This window comes from Streptomyces sp. NPDC006602, assembly GCF_042870385.1.
GTDB lineage: Bacteria > Actinomycetota > Actinomycetes > Streptomycetales > Streptomycetaceae > Streptomyces.
The window spans coordinates 339,535-359,060 of the sequence record NZ_JBIAHG010000007.1; the positions used below are offsets into that span (position 1 = coordinate 339,535).

Annotated in this window: 13 protein-coding genes and 1 pseudogene; 3 read left to right on the forward strand and 11 right to left on the reverse strand. The window is 68.6% G+C overall.

Annotation, left to right across the window (positions count from 1 at the left end):
* Positions 1–63: 63 nt before the first annotated feature.
* The 8 genes and pseudogenes from ACFYO2_RS21445 to ACFYO2_RS21480 form a co-directional block, all read right to left on the reverse strand.
* Positions 64–816 (reverse strand): annotated as a pseudogene (locus tag ACFYO2_RS21445) (transposase family protein); the annotation flags it as partial.
* Positions 817–1,351: 535 nt separating this feature from the next.
* Positions 1,352–2,830, reverse strand: coding sequence for an ATP-binding protein (locus tag ACFYO2_RS21450; RefSeq protein WP_388351206.1), 1,479 nt, complete (start codon positions 2,828–2,830; stop codon positions 1,352–1,354).
* Between the two features lie 73 nt (positions 2,831–2,903).
* Complete coding sequence (locus tag ACFYO2_RS21455) at positions 2,904–3,230, reverse strand: hypothetical protein (protein ID WP_388351209.1); 327 nt, start codon at positions 3,228–3,230, stop codon at positions 2,904–2,906.
* 21 nt (positions 3,231–3,251) lie between these two features.
* The gene (locus ACFYO2_RS21460; RefSeq protein WP_388351211.1) at positions 3,252–4,007 is read right to left on the reverse strand and encodes an immunity 49 family protein; all 756 of its coding nucleotides are present in this window, start codon (positions 4,005–4,007) and stop codon (positions 3,252–3,254) included.
* Between the two features lie 98 nt (positions 4,008–4,105).
* On the reverse strand, positions 4,106–9,385 hold the full coding sequence (locus tag ACFYO2_RS21465; protein WP_388351213.1) for a toxin glutamine deamidase domain-containing protein: 5,280 nt from the start codon (positions 9,383–9,385) through the stop codon (positions 4,106–4,108).
* Positions 9,386–9,567: 182 nt separating this feature from the next.
* The gene (locus ACFYO2_RS21470) at positions 9,568–10,221 is read right to left on the reverse strand and encodes a hypothetical protein (RefSeq protein WP_388351216.1); all 654 of its coding nucleotides are present in this window, start codon (positions 10,219–10,221) and stop codon (positions 9,568–9,570) included.
* Between the two features lie 85 nt (positions 10,222–10,306).
* Positions 10,307–10,654: a hypothetical protein gene (locus ACFYO2_RS21475; RefSeq protein ID WP_388351219.1), complete on the reverse strand. Its 348-nt coding sequence runs from the start codon at positions 10,652–10,654 to the stop codon at positions 10,307–10,309.
* A gap of 307 nt (positions 10,655–10,961) precedes the next feature.
* Positions 10,962–11,618 carry a hypothetical protein gene (locus tag ACFYO2_RS21480; protein ID WP_388351222.1) on the reverse strand — a complete coding sequence of 219 codons (657 nt, stop codon included), beginning with the start codon at positions 11,616–11,618 and terminating at the stop codon, positions 10,962–10,964.
* Between the two features lie 123 nt (positions 11,619–11,741).
* Between ACFYO2_RS21480 and ACFYO2_RS21485 the strand changes: the two genes are divergently transcribed.
* Complete coding sequence (locus ACFYO2_RS21485; protein WP_388351224.1) at positions 11,742–12,179, forward strand: hypothetical protein; 438 nt, start codon at positions 11,742–11,744, stop codon at positions 12,177–12,179.
* A 98-nt stretch (positions 12,180–12,277) separates the two neighbouring features.
* On the opposite strand, the gene ACFYO2_RS21490 is transcribed toward ACFYO2_RS21485, so the two are convergent.
* The 3 genes from ACFYO2_RS21490 to eccCa form a co-directional block, all read right to left on the reverse strand.
* A complete protein-coding gene (locus ACFYO2_RS21490; protein WP_388351226.1) occupies positions 12,278–12,628 on the reverse strand; it encodes a DUF397 domain-containing protein in 351 nt (116 codons plus the stop codon).
* 77 nt (positions 12,629–12,705) lie between these two features.
* Positions 12,706–13,092: a hypothetical protein gene (locus ACFYO2_RS21495; protein ID WP_388351229.1), complete on the reverse strand. Its 387-nt coding sequence runs from the start codon at positions 13,090–13,092 to the stop codon at positions 12,706–12,708.
* Between the two features lie 157 nt (positions 13,093–13,249).
* Positions 13,250–17,194 carry a type VII secretion protein EccCa gene (gene eccCa / locus ACFYO2_RS21500; protein ID WP_388351232.1) on the reverse strand — a complete coding sequence of 1,315 codons (3,945 nt, stop codon included), beginning with the start codon at positions 17,192–17,194 and terminating at the stop codon, positions 13,250–13,252.
* 279 nt (positions 17,195–17,473) lie between these two features.
* On the opposite strand from eccCa, the gene eccD reads away from it, so the two are divergent.
* Together eccD and rpsO are read left to right on the forward strand one after the other, a co-directional pair.
* On the forward strand, positions 17,474–18,931 hold the full coding sequence (gene eccD / locus ACFYO2_RS21505; RefSeq protein ID WP_388351235.1) for a type VII secretion integral membrane protein EccD: 1,458 nt from the start codon (positions 17,474–17,476) through the stop codon (positions 18,929–18,931).
* A gap of 218 nt (positions 18,932–19,149) precedes the next feature.
* Positions 19,150–19,437 (forward strand): 30S ribosomal protein S15, encoded by a 288-nt coding sequence (rpsO, locus tag ACFYO2_RS21510; protein ID WP_030041128.1) that lies wholly within the window; start codon positions 19,150–19,152, stop codon positions 19,435–19,437.
* Positions 19,438–19,526: the final 89 nt, after the last annotated feature.

Genomic DNA, 19,526 nt, shown 5'->3' on the forward strand with positions numbered 1-19,526 from the left:
CCGTGACGGGTTCGCCTTCAGGGCCTCGTCGAGGGCGTCTGCCAATGAGCCTTTTCCAACCTCAGTTGAGGCGTGGTGAAGGACCACGACGGCCTTCACGATGTCGGTGATCCGGTTGGTGCTGCAGCGGAGCTTCCGCAGAAGGCGCCAGCCCTTCAGGGTGGCCATGGCCTGTTCGCCGAGACAGCGGATCTTGGCGTGGGTGCTGTTGTGTCGCCGCTGCCAGCGTTTGAGCTGACGGCCCCTGAACGGCACCCGGACGGGCCGCCCGGCGCCCTGGTAAGCCTTGTCCGCCCAGCACTTGGCGTCGGCCTCAGTGAGCGCATCGATGATGCCGTGGCGACGCGCGGCAGTCAGGTCATGGGTCGATCCGGGCAATGCCGGTGAGGCCCACAGCAGTCGGCCGAACGGGTCGGTGAGGACCTGGACGTTCATGCCGTGGCGTTTGTGTTTTCCGGAGTAGTACGGGGTGTCGGCGGCGATCCGGTCGATCGGCAGCAGGGTGCCGTCCAGGATCACGAAGGCTTTCGCCCGCACGGTCTTCATCGCCTCGGTCAGGGTCGGCGCGGCGGCGGCCAGGACGTCGATCACCTCACGTATGTACCGGTACACGGTCGCGACGCCGATGCCGAACCCGGCGGCGAGCCGCGCGTATGTGTCCCCGCACCGCAGGTGGGCTAGGACGAGCAGGACCTGTCGGCCGACGGGCAGCCGTCGCCACCGGGTCCCGATCTCTCGCTGCCGGGCACGGAGCCGCGTGGTCAGGTAGCGCAGGGTGCGGCCGGACAGATCGATCGACGAGGGGTAGGCAAGCACGCGAGGCTCCTGGCGGACACGGGTGATCTTGGTCGAGAACCCGTCTATCAGGAGCTTCGTCGTTCCGTACAGCTGGCAACCTCCAACACCTGGCCGCCGCAGTCAGGTTGGAAAAGGCTGAGTACAGCGCTTCGTGAGGCGGGGCGGAGCAATTTCCGTCCTTCTCGGGGGATCCTGGTGGCGAACTCCGGGCGCTTGAGGAAGTACGCCTGCAGCGCTTCCACCCAGTCGTAGATGGTGTACGCAGCTTGCCTGAGATCAGGCATTCCACCGTGGGTTCCGATGAGGTGGCGGTCCGGAACAGGGCGGAGCCGATCTGCATGGCAGCGGCCCATGCCTCCCAGGTCTCGATGCGTGCGGCGTGCGGATCGAGGGCGCAATGGTTCTTGGCGTTCGCCAGTGCCCTGTTCAAACCGGTGTTGAACGTGCTGGGCATGGTTTCGAGCTTCCGGACCCGCGTTTCAGTGTCGGCAACGAGTGCTTGCACCTCGAGAACACGGTCGGCAGGGCACCTCGTGACGTGTCACTCGTGTAGTCACTCTGTGCCGAGGCCGAGCCCGTGTATGGCGGCGGCGTACTCGGGCAGGCCGTCCTCGACGAACGCGGTTTCCAGGAGGGCGGCGCGCAGGGCGGCGGGTGCCTGGGTGCGGGTCATGAGGGGGGCCGTGCGCAGGTAGGTTCGGGCGGGTGCGCCGAGTTCCTCGGGTGGGACGGCCTCGATGGCGGCGCGCAGCGGTACGGGATCGGCGTGTACGAACAGCCCGGGGTCCGTGAGGAGTTGGGGCAGCAGGCCCGCTTCCAGGGTGTGGCCTGCGATGTGGTCGCGTACGTACGGGGCGGCCTTGCTCCAGTCCTGCTCCGGTACGGCCTCCAGCAGCGCCATGGCGATTTGGGTCTGGGCGGCGCGGACGCTGGGCAGGCCGGCGCGGATCTCGTCGGCGATGGCCGGATGGAGCAGCCGTAGGAGCGTATGCGTGCTGCCGTCCGCGTCCGGGTGAGGTGACTGGATGAACGGTCCGGCCAGCGCGCTGCTGTCTGCGACGACTTCGCTCATGTCCTTGCCCGCAAGGGCGTTGACGAGCCGCGCCCAGATGTCTACGGGGACACCGTCACCCTCCGCGAGGGCCAAGGGCGCCAGGAGGCGGCGCAGTGTGTGGGGATCTGCTCCGAGGCGGCGGGCGTGCAGGTCGAGGGCCTGGCCGATGGAGGAGGGGAGGAGGGACTCGTCGTACGGGGCGACGGTGTCCGGGCTCGTCAAGATGCTCTGCACGGCGAGTTCCACGATGAGCGGACTGGTCCCGGCTCGGCGTCCGATCGCCTCGGTGAGAGACCGTCTCGCCGGTGGGTCGGTGATGAACGGCAGGGGTGTCGCGTTGAGTTGGGGGTTGAGCAGGGCCGCGGCCTGCAGTACCAGGCCCTGTGGGTCTGCCCATTGCGGTGCGTCGAGGTCGATGATCTGCACTGAGTCGGCAGGGAGGTCGACTGTGAACTCTTCCGCGAGCCGGCGAGGCATATCGGTGAGCAGGCGGACCGTCTCGATGGCGGCGAGAGGCTTGAGTACCTCGCGCGTGAGCCGAGCCGGTTCGTCTGTCGTACGCACCGGTCCGGCCCGGTCGACGTCCGGTACGACCACGGTCACGGGGCCCGTGAGGGCGGCCAGCTCGGTGAACACGCCCGACACGTCCTCGGCCTCCAGGCCGAAATGATCGGCGAGAAGCCAGACGACCTGGGCTGCGGTCAGCCCGGCTGCGCCCGGCACGGCGGGTGCGGGCAGCTCGGGCGGCACGGTCGACGGGTCGAGGTCGCCCAGAGGGAGTCGCTTGCGGTACTCCGGGTCGCAGAGCATCAGGAATCCGGTGAGCAGATGTGATCGGCCGCTGCCCGGGTCTCCCGTCAGGACCACGACGCGCGGGGTGCCGGGCCACTCCGTCCGCCAGGCGGCGAGGGCACGCAGCACTGCGGTGCGGCCGCCTATGTAGGGATGCGGTGCGTAGCCATCGGTTGCGCGGGCCATGGGTATCAGTCCTGGTTGGGGTAGTCGGGTGAGCGGTTGCTGAAGGGCCGGCCCTGGTGGGCATGCCCGGCCGTCACGGGTTCTGCGTGAGGTTCTTCCGGTACAGCGCGATCGCCTGCTCGGTCGGGTAGTTGGGGACGGTGACTGTCTCCCCGGTCTCCTTCGACACCACGATCTTGGCACCGCCGGGCGGGGCGGCCTGGGGGCGGCCGGCGGCGTCGGTGCGGGGCGGGTAGACGGCGTACACCAGGTAACCGATGTCGAACTCGTGGACCCGGAGTTCGGCGGGGGTGCCGTCGGGGAGTTTGGGCTGGGCGTAGCGGGAGCGGACGATTTCGAGGGCCTGACCAGGGGTGGTGGGCGGACCTTGGGGGGCGGGGGCAGGGATGTCCGGGGCCATGGAGGCACTCCTTGTTGGGGATCAGGTGGGAAAGTCGCCGACGCGGCCGCGTTCCAGCAGGTACTTGGGGATGTAGCCGGACTCCACCTCGATGGGCATGCCGCTGTCGTAGGCGAGGCAGGCCATCGCGAGCGGGCCCAGTGCGACGAGACCGCTCACCTGTGCTGCCGTTGACTCCTCCGCCGTCCAGTACTCCTTGTGCGATTCCAGGGCCTTGACCAGCTCGACGTTGAAGCGCTCACCGTCGCCTGCGGCCCAGCGGTAGAACAGGTTGAGCGGGGGATACAGGATGCGCAGCATCAGGCTGCGATCGGTGACCTCCAGGACTTCCGGGTCCGTTCCCCTGATCGCGGCCGTCAGCTTGTCGCCGAGGCCGGGGCCTTCCTTCCAGTACGTCTGGAGGGTGTCGACCCAGTTGTAGATGTACTCGTCGAACACCGCTCCGGACTCGCGCAGCAGCGAGATCGGGACGTCGCTCAGCTCGGTCAGCCGCTCACTGTTGCGGCAGACGAGCGCCAGGTAGAACGCGGTGATCCAGTTGCCCGCGTCGGCGGGCGAGTGCGGGCCCGTGGTGGGGATCGTCCGCAGTTTGCCGGAGATCAGGCATTCCACTGTGGGTTCCGACGAGGTGGCCGATCGGAACAGGGCGGAGCCGATCTGCATGGCCGCGACCCATGCCTCCCAGGTCTCGATCCGTGCGGCGCGGGGATCGAGGGCGCAGTGATTCTTGGCGTTCGCCAATGCCCGGTTCAGTCCCGTGTTGAACGTGCTGGGCATGGTTTCGAGCTTCCGGGCCCGTGCTTCAGTGTCGTCAAGGAGCTGTTGCGGACTGTGAATTCGGTCGGCAGGCACCTCGTGACGGGTCACTTGTGTAGTCATTGCTGCCTGTCCTCCGGCTTCCGGATGTCGAAGTAGTCCATGTTCGCTCCACCGTACCTCTTGCGATCACGGTGACCGTCCTCGCCTAGGTAACCGCCTTCATGGTTCCCGTTGTTGGCCTGCGCGTTGGCTTCCGGATCGCTTTCGACCTTGGACTGCACCAAGACGTACTGGACGTTCCCCAGTTCATAGGCGGTTTCCAGCTTGTTGGCAATTGCCAGTTGTTCTGGGGTCCCATCCTGCATCAGCATGTTGATGGTTTCGAAATACTCCCGGGTGCCCTGCATCACCTTCTTGCCGGTATGGCCGTTGCGTTCACCGAGCTGACCCGTGGGCGCCTTGGCTTCGACCACGATGTAATGGCCGGGCTTGTTCGGGTCCTCGTAAATCTGGTCGAACTGATCGCTGCCGTTACCGGTGTGAGGTACGTCGACCAGTACGTATTCAGGGTGCTGGCTGGCCATCGCATGGTGCAGCGCCGCGTTCTCGCCGTGGCTCTCGCCGATGTCGCGTACCGCGGAATGTGTGTCCGCGTACACGCGCTTGGCCGCTTTGTATTCCTCAGAATCCTCGCCGTGGTCCTCCTTTGCCTGCAGCTTGGCGGCCTCGGCGATGCGGTCGGCCTGGAGTGTCCATTCGCGGTCATTGGTCTCCGCGTCGAGATTCTCAAGATTCTCGGGTGTGATCTGGCCGGCTTCGCGTCCCAGCCTGACGGGCTTAACGATACTTTCGGGCATGTAGTCGGGCGCGTCCGGTGGCGGGACGTCGCTGGCCGCAATGAATTTATCTGGATCGTCCGGCTGGTCCGGGTCCCGCTTGAGCTGCGGAAGCCTTTGGCCATCGACCCTGTCGTCCAGGTTGTTGCGATTGCCGTTCTTCTGCCAGTACTTCTTGCGGTTCTCTCTGCTCTCATTGGCGAAGTCGACCATCTTGCGGACGAACTTCTTGCCGTCCTCGCTGCGCGCGCCGGGTTCGGCAGGACCACGTGGAGGTGCGGTGCCATCCGTATCAGGCCTGTTCGTGCCCGTAGCGCTCTCGCTCGAGACAGGGCCGTACAACGGCTGTTTGCCGTTGGTGGAGTCCTTGACGTAGCTGGAGGCGTCGGCGGTCTTCCCGTCAGGCAAGCTCTCGCGGGTCGGGACCGCGGAGTCCTTGTTCATGTCGCTCGGCCGGTCACGGTGGTCCTCGGCCGACGGCTGGTGCGAGTCGTCGGGCCGTGTCCGGTCCGGGGTTTCGGACGGGTCCTTGTCCGGAGTCTCCGACCGCGGGTCATCCAGGTGATCTGGACGCGTCTGGTCCGGCCGTGGCGAGGTGCTCGGGCGCTGGTCGTCGGGCCGCTCGTTGGTCTCCGGCTTCTTCTGTGTGGGGGCTTCCCGATGCGGGTCCGGCGTACGAGGGTCCGAGGTGCGGGGATCGGACGCACGCGGATCCGTGGTGCGCGGATCGGCGGCGCGCGGGTCCCCGGTCTGCTGATGTGGAATGGACGTACGTGGGTCCGAGGGCGTGTTGGTCTGCTGAGGTGTGTCCCGGTTGGGCGTGGGGTCGTTCGGGGTGTCCATCGCAGGCCGGGTGGGGGGCGTGGCCTGGTCCGGCGTGCCGTTGTCGGCGTTGTCGGGTGTGGTGTCGGTGGGCGGCTGCCGGTGCTCCGAAGGGGAGTCGGGCCGCGCCGGGCTCTCCGTCGTCGCGGTCGGCTGCTGGGACTCCTTGTCGGGGGTGGAGCCTTCCTCGTCGGGGTGCGTCGCCTCGTCAGGGCGTGACTTCTGGTCCGGGGTGCTCGGTGTCTCGGCCGGGGAAGGCTGCCGGTTGTCCGGGGTCTCCTGGGACGGTTCCCGGCCATCAGGCGTGCTGTCCGGCTCGGGCGGGTTGTTGCTCTCGTTCTGGGGGCGGCCGTTCTCGTTTTCGGGCTTGCCGTCCGTTGGGTCCGGCGACGCGTTCGGGTCGGCGGTCGACGGCCGCGCGGGGTCCGCGTTGTTCGTCGCGTCGGGCGTCTCCGGGGGCCGCTTGGGGGAGTTGGTTCCCGTGTCGGTGTCGTCGGCCTGCTTCGGGGTGTCGCCCGAGATGTCGTTCTGCGGGTTCTGGCTGTTCTCCGGCTGCCCGTTGTTCTCGGAGTTCTCCGACTGGGAGTCCTCGCCGGTCTGGCTCTCGGAGTCGTCCGCCTCGGGCGGGGTGGTGTCGATCGGGTTCCGGTCGGCGTCCAGCGGGATGTGCCAGACGTGTTCCGCGTTGTCGATGTGGAGCGGCTCGTTGCTGACCTCGCCGCTCTGGGTGTCGATCCAGACGATGTTGCCGTCGTGGTTGACGACGTTGAAGGCATGGCCGCCCCCGCCGGGCCAGTCGACCTGGACGATGGCCGCCGAGCCGGGGCCGGACTGCTGGAGGACCGACGCGATGTTGTTCGCGGTCGCGGGGTCGTTGCCGGGACCGGCGTAGGTGTGAGCGGCGCCCGTCCAGCGGATCTGGTTCTCGTTCGCGTTGCTCTCGGGGGCGAACGGGTCGGGGTTGCCGTGTTCGTCGGTGTCGAGGGTGCGGGGGGCGGAGACCTGGGGGTTTCCGTACCAGGTCTCCAGGAAGGAGCGGGAACAGTCGGCGCAGTTGTTGCTGCGTCCGGGGACGGTGTTGCCGCCGTCGTTCTGGAGTTGTGGCCACGAGCCGGAGGGGTCGGGGAAGCGCTCCGGGGTGCCGTCCTCGTTGTGCGGTACGGCGTCGGCCAGTGCCTGCTGGTCGGCCGGGTCGGGGTCGGTCAGGCCGCCGGGGTAGTGGTCCAGGTCCCCGCGGATGTCCTCCAGGCTGTCCTGCTGCGGGTGTTGCTTGTTCTTGGGGGTGCCGGGGTCGGACTGGGGCGAGCCCGGCTGGTGTGGTGTGACAGGGCCCGCGTGCGACGGTGGCGCCGCAGCACTCGGAGTGCGGACGACGGTGTGGATCGGGACCGCCGTCACCTGCTGATGCTGTTGCTGTTGCGGGTTGTTGGGCGGGGTGTTCTGCGGCGGCGTGCCGGGCTGCGCGACCGGCTGCTGCGGGGTGTTGGGAGTGCCGGGTGTGCCGGGCGTGCTGCCCGCGGGCTGCTGCGGAGACCTGGAGGGAGTGGAGCCGGTGCCGGGGCCCGGCTGGTTCTGGGTGCCGGGTGTGCCCGGGGTGGTGTGGCTGGTGGCGGGACCGGGCTGGGCCGTGGAGTTCGGGGTACGGCTGCTCGGTGTCGAGGAGTTCGAGGAGCCTGGGGTACTGCCGCTCGGCGTCGAGGCGCGCTCGGATCCGGTGCCGGTCGACGTCGAGGGCGTCGTCGTCGGCGTGCTCGTGGACGGCGATGCGGTCCTGGGGGGAGTCGACTGGGCCGGGTTCTGGTTCGGGTTGCTCGTGCTCGGGTTCTGGCCCGGGGTGTTGCGGGACGTCGTACCGTCGCCCGGCGTCGTGTTGCGAGGCGCGGTGCGGTCGCCGGGGGTTGTGTTCCCAGGCGTGTTCCGAGACGTCGTACCGTCGCCCGGCGTCGTGCTCCCAGGCGTGCGCTGCGTCGGTGTCCGGCCGTCCGGCGTGCCGGGTGTACGACCGTCCGCCGTACCCGGAACGCGACCGTCCGCCGTACCGGGGGCGCGACCGTCCGGCGTCGGGGTCGGAGTGCTCCGTGGCGTCGTCGCCGGAGACGTGGGGCTCGGGGTGGAGGCAGGCCCGGTTCCCGTGGGAGAGGGCGTACTGGCGGAAGGGTTCCTCGCTGCGCCCGAGTTGGGGCTCGGACTGGTCGGGCTCGTTCCGGACGGGGTGCTGCCGGACGTACTCCCGCCATGGTGCGAGCCGGTCCCACCACCCGCGGTGGACGGCGCCACGGGCGACGTCGGTATGGCCGAGCCGCCATCCGCACGGCTTCCGGTGCCCGCAGGGGACGGGTCGCTGGTCGTCGGTGTGGGCGCCGCGTTGGTCTGGGTGGGGGCGCTGGCGGCGAGGCTGTCGATCGAGGTGCCGATCGTGCCGCCGCCCGTCGAGGACGACGTACCGCCGGATGATGCGTGGCTGGGCGCGGACTGCGAGGTCGGCGACGAGAGGCCGGAGACGGAGGAGCCTCCGCCGGAGTGGGACGGGCCGGACGAACCGTTGGAGTCCGTAGCTCCGGGCGATGTTCCGCTGGGTGTGGGGTCGTCGAAGTCCGACAGCGTCGGACCTGACAGTGATGGTGTTGGCCTGGCGGCCGACGTGTCCGAGGCGGAAGAATTCTGCCCGGACCCGGACCCGGAGTCGGACGACCCGGACCCTGAGTCGGAGCCCGGCCCCGCACCCAGATCCGGCCCGCCGATACCACTGCCGCCGGTGTCGGCGGATATGCCGCTACCTATGTTCGTGCCCACGCCGCTGCCCGAACGCGTCGACGCCGAGGAGTCCGACCCCGACGAACCGGAGCCGTTGGAGTTGGAGTCGGAGCCGGACGAAGACGAGCCGGATGAAGACGAGTCGGAGGACGAGCCCGAACCCCCGTCACCGCCCCCCGAGCCGTCCCCGCCATCAGCTCCCGAGGGGCCCGACGTCCCCGACGCCCCGTCATACCCGTCGATACGGCTGTCGATGGCATGGTGAGCCCGGCTGCCAGCCTTCGCGCCCAGACTGTCGCGCACCCCCTCGGCGAGGGTCTGCGGGGTCTGCTTGACGGCTTCCCAGGCGCCGTCGGCGCCGGCCTTGGCGGTCGTGGCGAGGTCATAACCCGACTGGGCGCCGAAGCCGACGTTCACCGTCTGGCGGACCAGGTCGGTGATGATCGCCTCGATCGCGGAGACGGCGGGCTCCTTCATCGCCTCGACGATCGCCTCCAGGATGGCGTCCTTGAGCTCGTCGAGGAGACGGCGCACGATCAGCCGGGTGGCCTGGGTCGCACCGAGCGCGGCGACCTCGGACAGGCCGAAGGTGAAGGGCGCGGCGGCCTGGGCGGCGAAGATCTCGATGGCCAGGGCGATCAGCTGGGCGATCACCGCCCATTTGGCGAACTCGACGAGGTAGGCGCAGGCTTCCAGCACGTTCGCGATGATGTGGGCGGCCTGGGCCGCGTTGGCGAGGTAGCCGTCGGAGCCGCCGCCGCCGTCGAACTTGGCGTAGGTCTTGGTGAACGCGTCGATCGAGTCGCCGGCGTTGTAGGCGGTCACCTGGCGGGCGCTGGCGTTCGCCCTCTCATGCAGCGCGGTGACGTCGTCGCCGAACTTCCGCCACTGGGAGGCGGAGTCTCTGAGCTTGTCCTCGTCCGCCGTCGGCCAGTTGTAGCCGAGCATCTCGAGAACCCATTCGAGCTCGTCCGGCAGCATCATCGACACAGCAGAAAGCACCCCCGTCAGACAACACGGCCGTACAACTCCCTCACCGGTCAAGGGAAAACACACAGGAGTACAGCCGTCGGCAAAGCTTACGGAATCACCCGCAGGCAACTTCAGGGGCTTGCTGTCACAAATCCGTTTCAGGTCATGACGGTTACCTCAACAGACGAGACCGCTCACGGCGTACGGCCCCGAGTGCGCTCCCGATGTCCCTTGACGTCGGGGCGGCCGATGTGGCCGACCGCGCGCTCGGACTCGCCGAGCCAGATCTGTCGGACGTACTGCTGGACCGCCGCGACCACCTGCTGCTGTTGGGCGGCAGGGAAGGGCAGTCGGTAGCGCACGCGGGGGAGGCCGGGGTGCGATGGCTCCTCGTCGCGGACCAGGGTCCACAGCACCGGATCGTCCCGGTCGACGGGGCCGGCGGGGAACAGCTCCAGGGAGTAGACCTTCTGGTTGCGGCCGAACTTGCTCCAGTGCAGGCCAACTTCGGCGAGGGTCTGCCAGGGGATGACGTTCCGAAGGTTTCCGCTGTCGACCCACAGGCCGGTGTGATCGACGAGGATCCTGTTGCGGCGGTTCGCCCAGTGGCCGATGAAGAGGAACACGCCGAGAACGCCGAGCGCCACCATGAACGCGAGGCCCGCGAACCCCGCGGCGGTGGACTCCCCTTTCTGGTTCCCGGTAGCAACCACGACAGCGCCCGAGACGCCTACGGCGCCGATCGCGATGAGGAGGACGGAGCAGGGGAGCCCGGTCATGGCGCCGCGGCGGCCGGTGGGTATGACCGTGGCGTCCGGCGCGGGGGAGAGGGTGTGCGACGGCGACATGGGGCGTGAGCTTAGCGAAGTCCCTCAACACGGCACCCGCCGCCGCCCGCTCCCGCGGACGGTGGCCGGGGAAGCGAGCCGAAGCTCAGACCTTGGTGAAGCACAACGTGTAGTCGACACTCCGGCTGTTGCGGTACTGGATGCCGTAGTCGTACTCCGACCCGCATTCCACGCCATTGCCGTACAGCCGGTCCCCCGTCTTGTACTCGGCCTCGGAGGAGTCACAGTCGACGACCGTCGGAACGGGGTCGCCGTCGGGGTCCGCGACCTTGACGCAGTCCCCGATGTCCGGGTCGTGAGCATCAGCGGATGCGGACGCCGAAGCCTCCGCTTTCGCCTTGCCGCCGGTGGGGCTCGTGTTGTAGTCCCAGACGTAATAGCCCAGACCGCCGAAGATCGCGATGACGACGACACCGGCCTTGACAAGCCGCAACACACCTCCCGGCTGGTGGCGTTGAGGCCCGCGTGGCGGCTGCGGCTGCGGCGGTTGCGGGTATCCGTGCGGCTGTTGAGGCTGTCCGTAAGGTTGCTGCGGTTGGCCGTACGGCTGTTGAGGCTGCCCATACGGCTGTTGCGGTTGCCCGTACGGCTGTTGGTTCGGGTACTGCGGTGGAGGCGTCGACATGCCTGAGAGACCCCGTAATCAACTGAACGAAATTGACTGGACGAACAGAGATCAACGCGAAGTTGACCGGCGCAGGCTACCCCCCGGAACGCCTCCCGGCCTCCACCGGGGCCGATCAGACGAAGTAGCTGACCAGGAACGACACCCCGGCTCCGACGATGCCCACCCCGAGCATCCCGATCAGGATCGGGCGCGTCACCGCCCGTCCCGCCGCCTCCCACGCCGCATCGAACGAGATCCGGCTCTGGCCGAACGGCGCATACCCACTGGCGAGGCAGAAGACGCCGAGGCCGGTGAGGACCCAGCCGCCGAAGAAGGCGGCGAAGAAGCGCCAGCCCCGGGGCTTGTTGGTCTGGATGTAGCCGCCGTCCGTGGCGGTGTCCGCCGTAGGCGCGTCAGCCTGCTGCACCGACAGTTCGGTGCCCTGCGCGTACTTGCCTCTCACTTGCACCGCGGCGTTGGCGTCCGTGCTCTTGCCGTCCTCGGACACGAAAGTGCCCTCACAACGGACATTGAGGCGCTTCTTGCGGCTGCTGCGCGAGGTGTTGAGCGAGGAGTTCAGCTCGCACTGCTTCACCGTCAGAGTGCCGTGCGTGCCCGCCCATCCCGCCGCGTACGCCCCCTCGTACGCGCCCCATCCGCTCAGGGCGAGGCCCGCGAGGAGGAAGACCAGGCCGCCCGCGCGCCCGAGGCGGCCGAAGGCTCTTCCGACGAGGCCGGCGGCGGAACGGTCGGTTCCTGCGCCTTGTCCTGTGCCTTGCGTTCGCGCCATGGCAATGCGGTCCTTCTCATCTTCGGACATCGACCATCGGACAATGGGGGGTCAGCATGGCATCCGTACCTGACGGGAGATACTTCGGGTGTCCGAGAGGCCAGGGCAGCGAGGAGAGGCCACATGACCAGGCAACCCGAGAACTCACCGAACCCGCAGGCTTCTTCGCAGGACCGCGGTGTGCTGGACGAAGCGCTCGAACCGGGGCAGATACGTTCGCTGAACTCGGCCCTGCGCAAGCTGTCCGAGACCGACGCCGTCGGCAAGGACATGGAGGACGCGGCGAAGAGGCTGCTCTCCGGTCGCCTCGCCCTGCGTGACGCGCTGGAGGATCCTGCGGTGGCACGCGCCCTGGGCGGGGGCATGGCCTCCCTGCGGGGCAAGTGGGATGCCCTCTCCGAAGAGGAGCGCGAGCAGCTCATTCACGAGGGGGCGGGGGAGAGCGGAAACCCCTCCTCCGGTCCGTCCGAGCCGTCCGGGCCGAGGCGGTCGGAGAGCGAGGACTCGAGGTCCGGGACACAGAGCCCAGGGCGGCACAGCGGCGGTTTCTCGCTGTACTGACTTCTGATCGCTGATCGCTGATCGCTGATCACGGAGCACGAGGGTGCCGCTGACGATCGGCGGCACCCTCGTGGCATCTCCAGCGGTCAGCGGAGCGCCTAGTCGGCCGCCACGCCCCCGTCGTGCGGCGCAGGCTCCAGGTCGAACTCCCCGTCCCGCGCCCCGAGCACGAACGCCCGCCACTCCGCCTCGGTGTACCGCAGCACGGTGTCGGGATCGAGGGAGGAGCGCATGGCCACGGCGCCCTCGGGGAGGTACGCGATCTCGACCCGTTCCTCGTGCTGCTCCGTACCGGGCGCGCTGTGCCACTCGACGCCCGAGATGTCGAGGGCGTACAGCTCGTCCCGCTCCCGCTCCTTGCGCGCCTTGATCTCGGCCGGAGTCTCGGTCTGCGTCTCGGGCGAAGTCTCGGCCGGAGTCTCGACCTCGTCGTTCTGTGCCTCGGTCATGCTGCGGGGGCCTCTTCCTGACAGGCGAACGAAGTACGCGTCTCACCCTACTTGTGGCCGCCGCACCTCGCTGCTGATCAGGTGTTCTGCGCCTTTGTGAGCGTGCCCTGTGCTACTCCCGGCGGCAGCTTCACCTGGCCGTCGTACTCGGCGGTCGTCGCCTTCCAGATGTCCAGCTCGTTGGCCTCGTTCTGCTCGTGGGCCACGCCCATCTTGGTGAAGGCGATCCCTATCCCCGCCAGCCGCTCCGCCAGGCTGCCCATCGACTGGTACATGCCGTCGCGCAGGCCCTCGTAGACGACGCCGAACTTCTCACCGATGTCGTCGTCACCCCACGGCGGGGTGTCACCCTTCTCGAGACCGGTCAGCCCGTCCTGCAGGCTCTTCACGGCCTTGGCGAAGTCCTGGCCGACCGTGAACATGTTGAAGCCCTCGTCCTTGAGGACCTTGGGATCGGAATCCATGTAGTCCGACGGCACAACTGCCCCCCGTGGCTCGTCTCTTCTCGCAATGCCTCACTCGCACTGCCTCACTCGCAATGCCACTTTAGCGGTGGCCACTGACACCGCAGAAGGGCGGCACCCACGCGGATGCCGCCCTTTTCCTACGAGTTGACAGCCGTCAGAACCGAGCCGGCAGCCACCCCGTCTGGATTAGCTGCCCGCCACGCCGCCGCGTGTGGAAGTACCCACGCCCGGGCGGCAGTTGCGAGGGAGTGATGTTGCCGAGCAGCGCACCCTCCGACCGCTCGCCGGAGAGCACGATGCCCTGGGCACCGAGCTCACGCATCCGCTGCATCACCGGCTCGTACAGCGACCGGCTCGCACCGCCCGACGCGCGCGCGATGATGACGCGCAGGCCCACGTCACGGGCGAAGGGCAGGTACTCCTGGAGCGGGGCCAGCGGGTTCATGCCCGTCGCCACCAGGTCGTAGTCGTCGATGATGACGAACGCGTCCGGGCTGCTGTACCAGCTGCGGTTGCGCAACTGCTCGGGAGTGACGTCCGGGCCCGGCATCCGGCGGCTGAGCGAGCCGGCGAGACCCTCCAGCGTCTCCGACAGGGCGGGCGCCGACGCGCAGTACCGCGACAGGTGCGACTCGGGCACACCCTGCAGGTGGGCACGCCGGTAGTCACCCATGACGATCTTCGCCTGGTCCGGCGTGTAGCGCTCGGTGATCTGCTTGATGAGCAGCCTCAGCATCGCTGACTTACCGGACTCGCTCTCACCGAACACGATGAAGTGCGGGTCCGTCTCGAAGTCGACGAAGACGGGCGCGAGCGACGACTCGTCGATGCCGATGGCCACACCGCGGTCCGGGTGCTCGAACCCCTTGGGCAGCGCGTCCGACGGCAGGACCTTGGGCAGCAGCCGTACGGCCGGGGCGTGATGGCCCTGCCAGTTGTCGTTGATGCCGCGGATGAGGATCGATGTCGCCTCCGACAGGTCCTCCGTCTCCGAGGAGCCGTCGACCCGCGGCAGCGCGGTCATGAAGTGCAGCTTGTCCTGGGTCAGACCGCGGCCCGGCACGCTCGCGGGGACGTTCTGCGCGACCTTGCGGTCGATCTCCGACTCGGTCGGGTCACCGAGCCTGAGCTCGATGCGGTTCTGCAGCATGTCCTTGAGCGCGGGCCGCACTTCGGTGTAGCGGCTCGCGGTCAGGATCACGTGCACACCGAAGCCGAGGCCGCGCGTCGCGATCTCCGTGACGGTGGACTCGAGCAGCTCGTAGTCCGTCTTGAACGTGGCCCAGCCGTCGATGACGAGGAAGACGTCACCCCAGGCCTGGTCGGGCAGATGCCCGGCGGCCCGGCGCTGCCGGAAGGTCTGGATCGAGTCGACGTTGTTGGTGCGGAAGTACTCCTCGCGTGCGTTGAGGATCCCCTCGACCTCGCTGACCGTACGGCGCACCTTCTCCGCGTCGAGACGGTTGGCGACCCCGCCGACGTGGGCCAGGTCCTCCATCGAGATCAGGCTGCCACCGCCGAAGTCCAGGCAGTAGAACTGCACTTCGGAGGGCGTGTGGGTGAGGGCGAACGCCGAGATGAGCGAGCGCAGCAGCGTCGACTTGCCGGACTGCGGACCACCGACGAACAGACCGTGGCCGGCGCCGCCGGCGAAGTCCCGGTACAGCACGTCACGCCGCTGCTCGAACGGCTTGTCCACCAGGCCGACCGGCACGTTGAGCCGGCCGAGCGCCGTGTACTCGGGCGCGGTCAGGCCGCGTTCCGGGGTGACGGCGAGCTGGGGGAGGAGCTGCTCCAGCGAAGGCGCCTCCTCGAGCGGGGGCAGCCACACCTGGTGGGCGGGCGGTCCCTGGTTGACCATCCTGCCGACGATGACGTCGAGGACGGTGTCGGCCAGCGCGTCGTCCACGCGGTTGTCGGCCTCCGGCTCCTCGATCACCGGCTGCGGGGGCAGCGCCACGTGCTCCGCCGTGAACAGCGCGGGCCGCAGCTGGGTCGAGCGGTGCACCCGGGACGGGCCCTCGCCGTGGTACGGCCCCGACACGTACGCCGCCTTGAAACGGACCATGGTGTCGGTGTCGTACCGCAGATAACCGGAACCGGGAATCGACGGCAGGTGGTAGGCGTCCGGAACACCGATCGCCGTACGGGACTCGGCCGCGGAGAAGGTACGCAGACCGATCCGGTACGACAGGTACGTGTCCAGGCCGCGCAGCTTGCCCTCCTCCAGACGCTGCGACGCCAGCAGCAGGTGCACACCCAGCGAACGGCCGATACGGCCGATCTGGATGAACATGTCGATGAAGTCCGGCTTGGCGGTGAGGAGTTCGGAGAACTCGTCGAGCACGATGACCAGCGAGGCCATCGGCTCCAGCGCGGCGCCCGCCGCCCGGGCCTTCTCGTAGTCGTGCAGGTTGGCGTAGTTGCCGGCCGTCCGCAGCAGCTCCTGACGGCGCTGCGTCTCACCCATGATCGAGTCACGCATACGGTCGACGAGGGTGAGGTCGTCCGCGAGGTTGGTGATCACGGCCGCGGTGTGCGGCATGTCCGCCATACCGGCGAACGTCGCACCGCCCTTGAAGTCCGCGAGGATGAAGTTCAGCGTCTCCGAGGAGTGCGTCACCGCGAGACCGAGCACCAGCGTGCGCAGCACCTCGGACTTGCCGGAGCCGGTCGCGCCGACGCACAGGCCGTGCGGGCCCATGCCCTCCTGCGAGGCCTCCTTGAGGTCGAGCATGACCGGCTCGCCGCTCTCGCCGACACCGATCGGTACCCGCAGCCGCTCGTGCAGCGTGCGCGGACGCCAGGTGCGGGAGACGTCCACGGTGCCCGCGTCGCCGATGCCCATGAGATCCGTGAAGTCCAGGTTGGACAGGAGGGGTTCGCCCTCCTCCGCGGTGCCGACCCGGAAGGGGGCGAGCTGCCGCGCCAGGGACTCGGCCTGTGCCTGGTTCAGCACGTCGGGCTTGCCGGTGTACGCCGAGTCGTTGCCGACGAACAGCCGCATTCGGTCCGGCTTCACATAGGCCGTCAGACCCGCGCGGAGGTCCTCCTCCAGCTCACCGGGGGCGATCTCCAGGAAGGTGACGCCCTGGAGGCCTTCGGCGCTGGCGAGTTCGGAGTCCGGCGGTACGGTGCCGCCGTCGAGCACCACGATCAGGTGCGGCTGGTCGTAGACGGGGTTCGCGTCCCGGTTCCAGCGGGGTCTGTCGCTCAACTGGTCCGCCAGCGCCTCCTCCAGCTCACCGAGGTCGTCGAACAGGAGCCGGCTCGAGCCCGCTCCGTCCTTCGCCTTCGGGTGCTGGCTGTGCGGCAGCCACTTGATCCAGTCCCAGTCCGCGGCCGCGGAGGGGTGCGCCACCACGGCGATCACCAGGTCCTCGGGCGAGTGCAGCGTCGCGAGCTGGGACAGTGCCGCGCGGGCGCTGCCGTACACCGAGTCGGCGTCTCCACAGATCGTCATGTGGTAGAAGGCGCGCAACGAGACGGAGACGGGCAGGTCGTTGAGACTGCCGTGCGCGTCGAGGAATGCCTTCATGGCAGCCGCGGTCAGCGGCTCCAGCTCCTCCTTGGGCGCCGTCTCCGGCGCGACGAGCGGAGTGTTCAACTGCTGCACACCGCAACCGATCCGTACGGAGGCGAAGTCCGCGTCGGTCGGGCGCCGCTCCCACAGACGCTTGCCGTCGGCCGCGACCGCCCACAGCTGCTCCGGGTCGGGATGCTGGAAAAGCTGACTCTGCCGCTGCAGTTCAGCGGTCTTCTGTACGTCCTTGCGGACCTGTTCGAGATAGCGGAAGTAGTCACGCCGGTCCTGGGCCATCCCCGCGCCGCCGCCCTGCCGGGCCTTGGCGAACTGGGCGATGGCCATGGCCAGCGTCGAGGCCAGCATCAGCCCGCCGACCACCCTCATGTAGGCGGGCAGGCTGGGCATGAAGAAGAAGCCGACGGAACCCAGCATGCCCATCATGGGCAGCAGGTTCATCAGCATGCTCTCGTCGCCCTCGCGTGGGATCTCGGGCGGCGTCTCGAGTTTGACCTCGCCGTCCGGGACGACCGGGGGAACTATCCGCGGTGGCCGTTTGATGATGACGACGCTCACCGAATGCACTCATCCTTCGCGATTGATACGTCCTGGCACCGACGCCCCCGTGTACCGCTGTGCCGAGATGGTTTCTCGTTCGCGTAGGCGTCGTTCGCGTAGGCGTCGATCCTACTGATAAGCGCGGGTGCCCAGGGAGCCAGGCGCATGGAGATGCGGAGCAGGTCCTGGAAGGAATGAGGGAGGCAGGGCCTGTGCGGGGTGGCGCAACGGATATGGTGGCGCTCCGCGTCGTACGAGCGGCGCGAGGAAGCCTTGTCTAGCAGGGGGAACACCACGGTGAGCACGGGGACTTCGACAGGTTTCTGCCGAATCACCATCGCAGCGCCGGACAGCCGAGTCGATGTCGCGCTGCCCGAGGACCTGCCGATCCAGGACCTCTTTCCCGAGATCGTCAGACTCTCGGGCCTGGTCCAGTCGGACAACAGTCCTTCCGGCTACCATCTCGTGACCCGCGAGGGCCAGGTGCTCGACGCGAGTCGTTCGCTGCTCGAGCACCGGGTCAGGGACGGCGAGGTGCTGCTGCTGCGGACCTTCGCCGACTCACTGCCGCCGGCCGTGCACGACGACGTGGTGGACGCGATCGCCGCCGCGGTCAAGCAGGACACCCGCAGCTGGAACGACCAGCTGATGCGGGTGGCCGGTCTCGTCTCCGGTTCGCTGCTTCTGATCATGCTCGGCTTCGTGTTCTGGTTCGCGGACCCGATCCGGCACGACATGAACGGCCTCCAGGGCATCCTCGCCGGAGTGACCGCGCTCGCCCTGACGGCACTCGCCGGTATCCGGGCCCGGGTGTACGAGGACCGCGGCTCGGCCGTCGCACTCGGCGTCTCGGCGCTGCCGCACGCGCTCATCGCGGGCTCCGGCGTGATCCCGCAGGACGCGGGTGAGGGCCCCGGCCGGATCCAGTTCCTCGTCGGCTGCGTGGCCGTACTGCTCTTCTCCGTCGTACTGATCATGCTGCTGCCGCAGGGAGACGCCCCGTTCGTGGCCGCCGCGCTGGCCGCCGGGATCGGTACGCTCGCCGTGTTCTGCGGGGTGCTCACCGAGGCGGAGCCGCGGGAGATCGCCGCCGGCACCTCGGTCGTCGCGCTGGCGGTCGTCGGCTTCCTGCCCGGCTGGTCGGCCCGCTTCGCCAAGCTGCCTATCGGTTTCCGCAACCCGGAGGACCTGGCCCGGGCGCGTCGTGAGGGCCAGGACGGCGACCTCGACGCAGTCGACGTCCAGCGCATCGTCGCCCAGACGAGCCGGGGCCACGAACTGCTGCTCGGCCTGGTGGGCGGCTGCGCCGTCGTCATCGTCGGCGCTGGCGGCGCGGTGCTCGGCTTCAGCGACAACAGCTGGGCCCAGCTGCTGGCCCTGGTCACCGGCCTCGCCGCGATGTTGCGGGCGCGACTGTTCCGGTACACCGCCCAGGTCACCTGCCTGTTCGTGGCCGGTGTCGTCACCCTCGCCCTGCTGGTCCTCGGCCTCGCGATCTCGCCGCCGGCCGACATCGTCCTGGAGATGTTCAAGGGCAACTCCGGCCCGGTCGACGTACGCACCCTGTGGCTCGGCGCCTCGGTCGGCGCCGGTGTCCTGCTGCTGATCGCGATCGCCCTCATCGTGCCGCAGAAGGGACTCTCTCCCTTCTGGGGCCGCATGCTGGACCTCGCGGACTCGCTGGTGCTGCTCTCCCTGATCCCGATCTGCCTGGCCGTCCTCGACGTCTACGGCAAGGTCCGCGGCGGCATCTGACCGGCGAAGGGCCGCCCGGGCCGCCTGTCAGGAGCGCGCTCGTGTGCTGGTACGCTGTGTGACGGCCGTTTGTGTACGCACCCCCGGAGCCCCCTGCAGGAGACCTGCAGGCTCTGGAGGCCGCGCCCAGCGGATCCCCGCCTCCCGAGTTACGGAAGCTCCCCTGAGATTCAGACCAGGGGCACTCGGTGGCCCTCTACAGACTACGAGGAGTACGCGTGTCGCTCGACGCCGCTACGAAGAAGCAGATCATCAGCGAGTTCGGTACCAAGGAGGGCGACACCGGCTCCCCCGAGGTCCAGGTCGCGATGCTCTCGCGCCGTATCTCGGACCTGACCGAGCACCTCAAGACCCACAAGCACGACCACCACTCCCGCCGTGGTCTGCTGATCCTGGTCGGTCAGCGTCGCCGCCTGCTGCAGTACCTGGCCAAGAAGGACATCCAGCGCTTCCGTGCGCTGGTCGACCGCCTCGGCATCCGCCGCGGTGCGGCGGGCGCCAAGTAAGACGCCGTGAGGGGAGCGGTTCCCGTGACCATGGGGACCGCTCCCTTTGCTGTACGTACGGAAACGTGCGGAGTGTCACTGACGCTTTG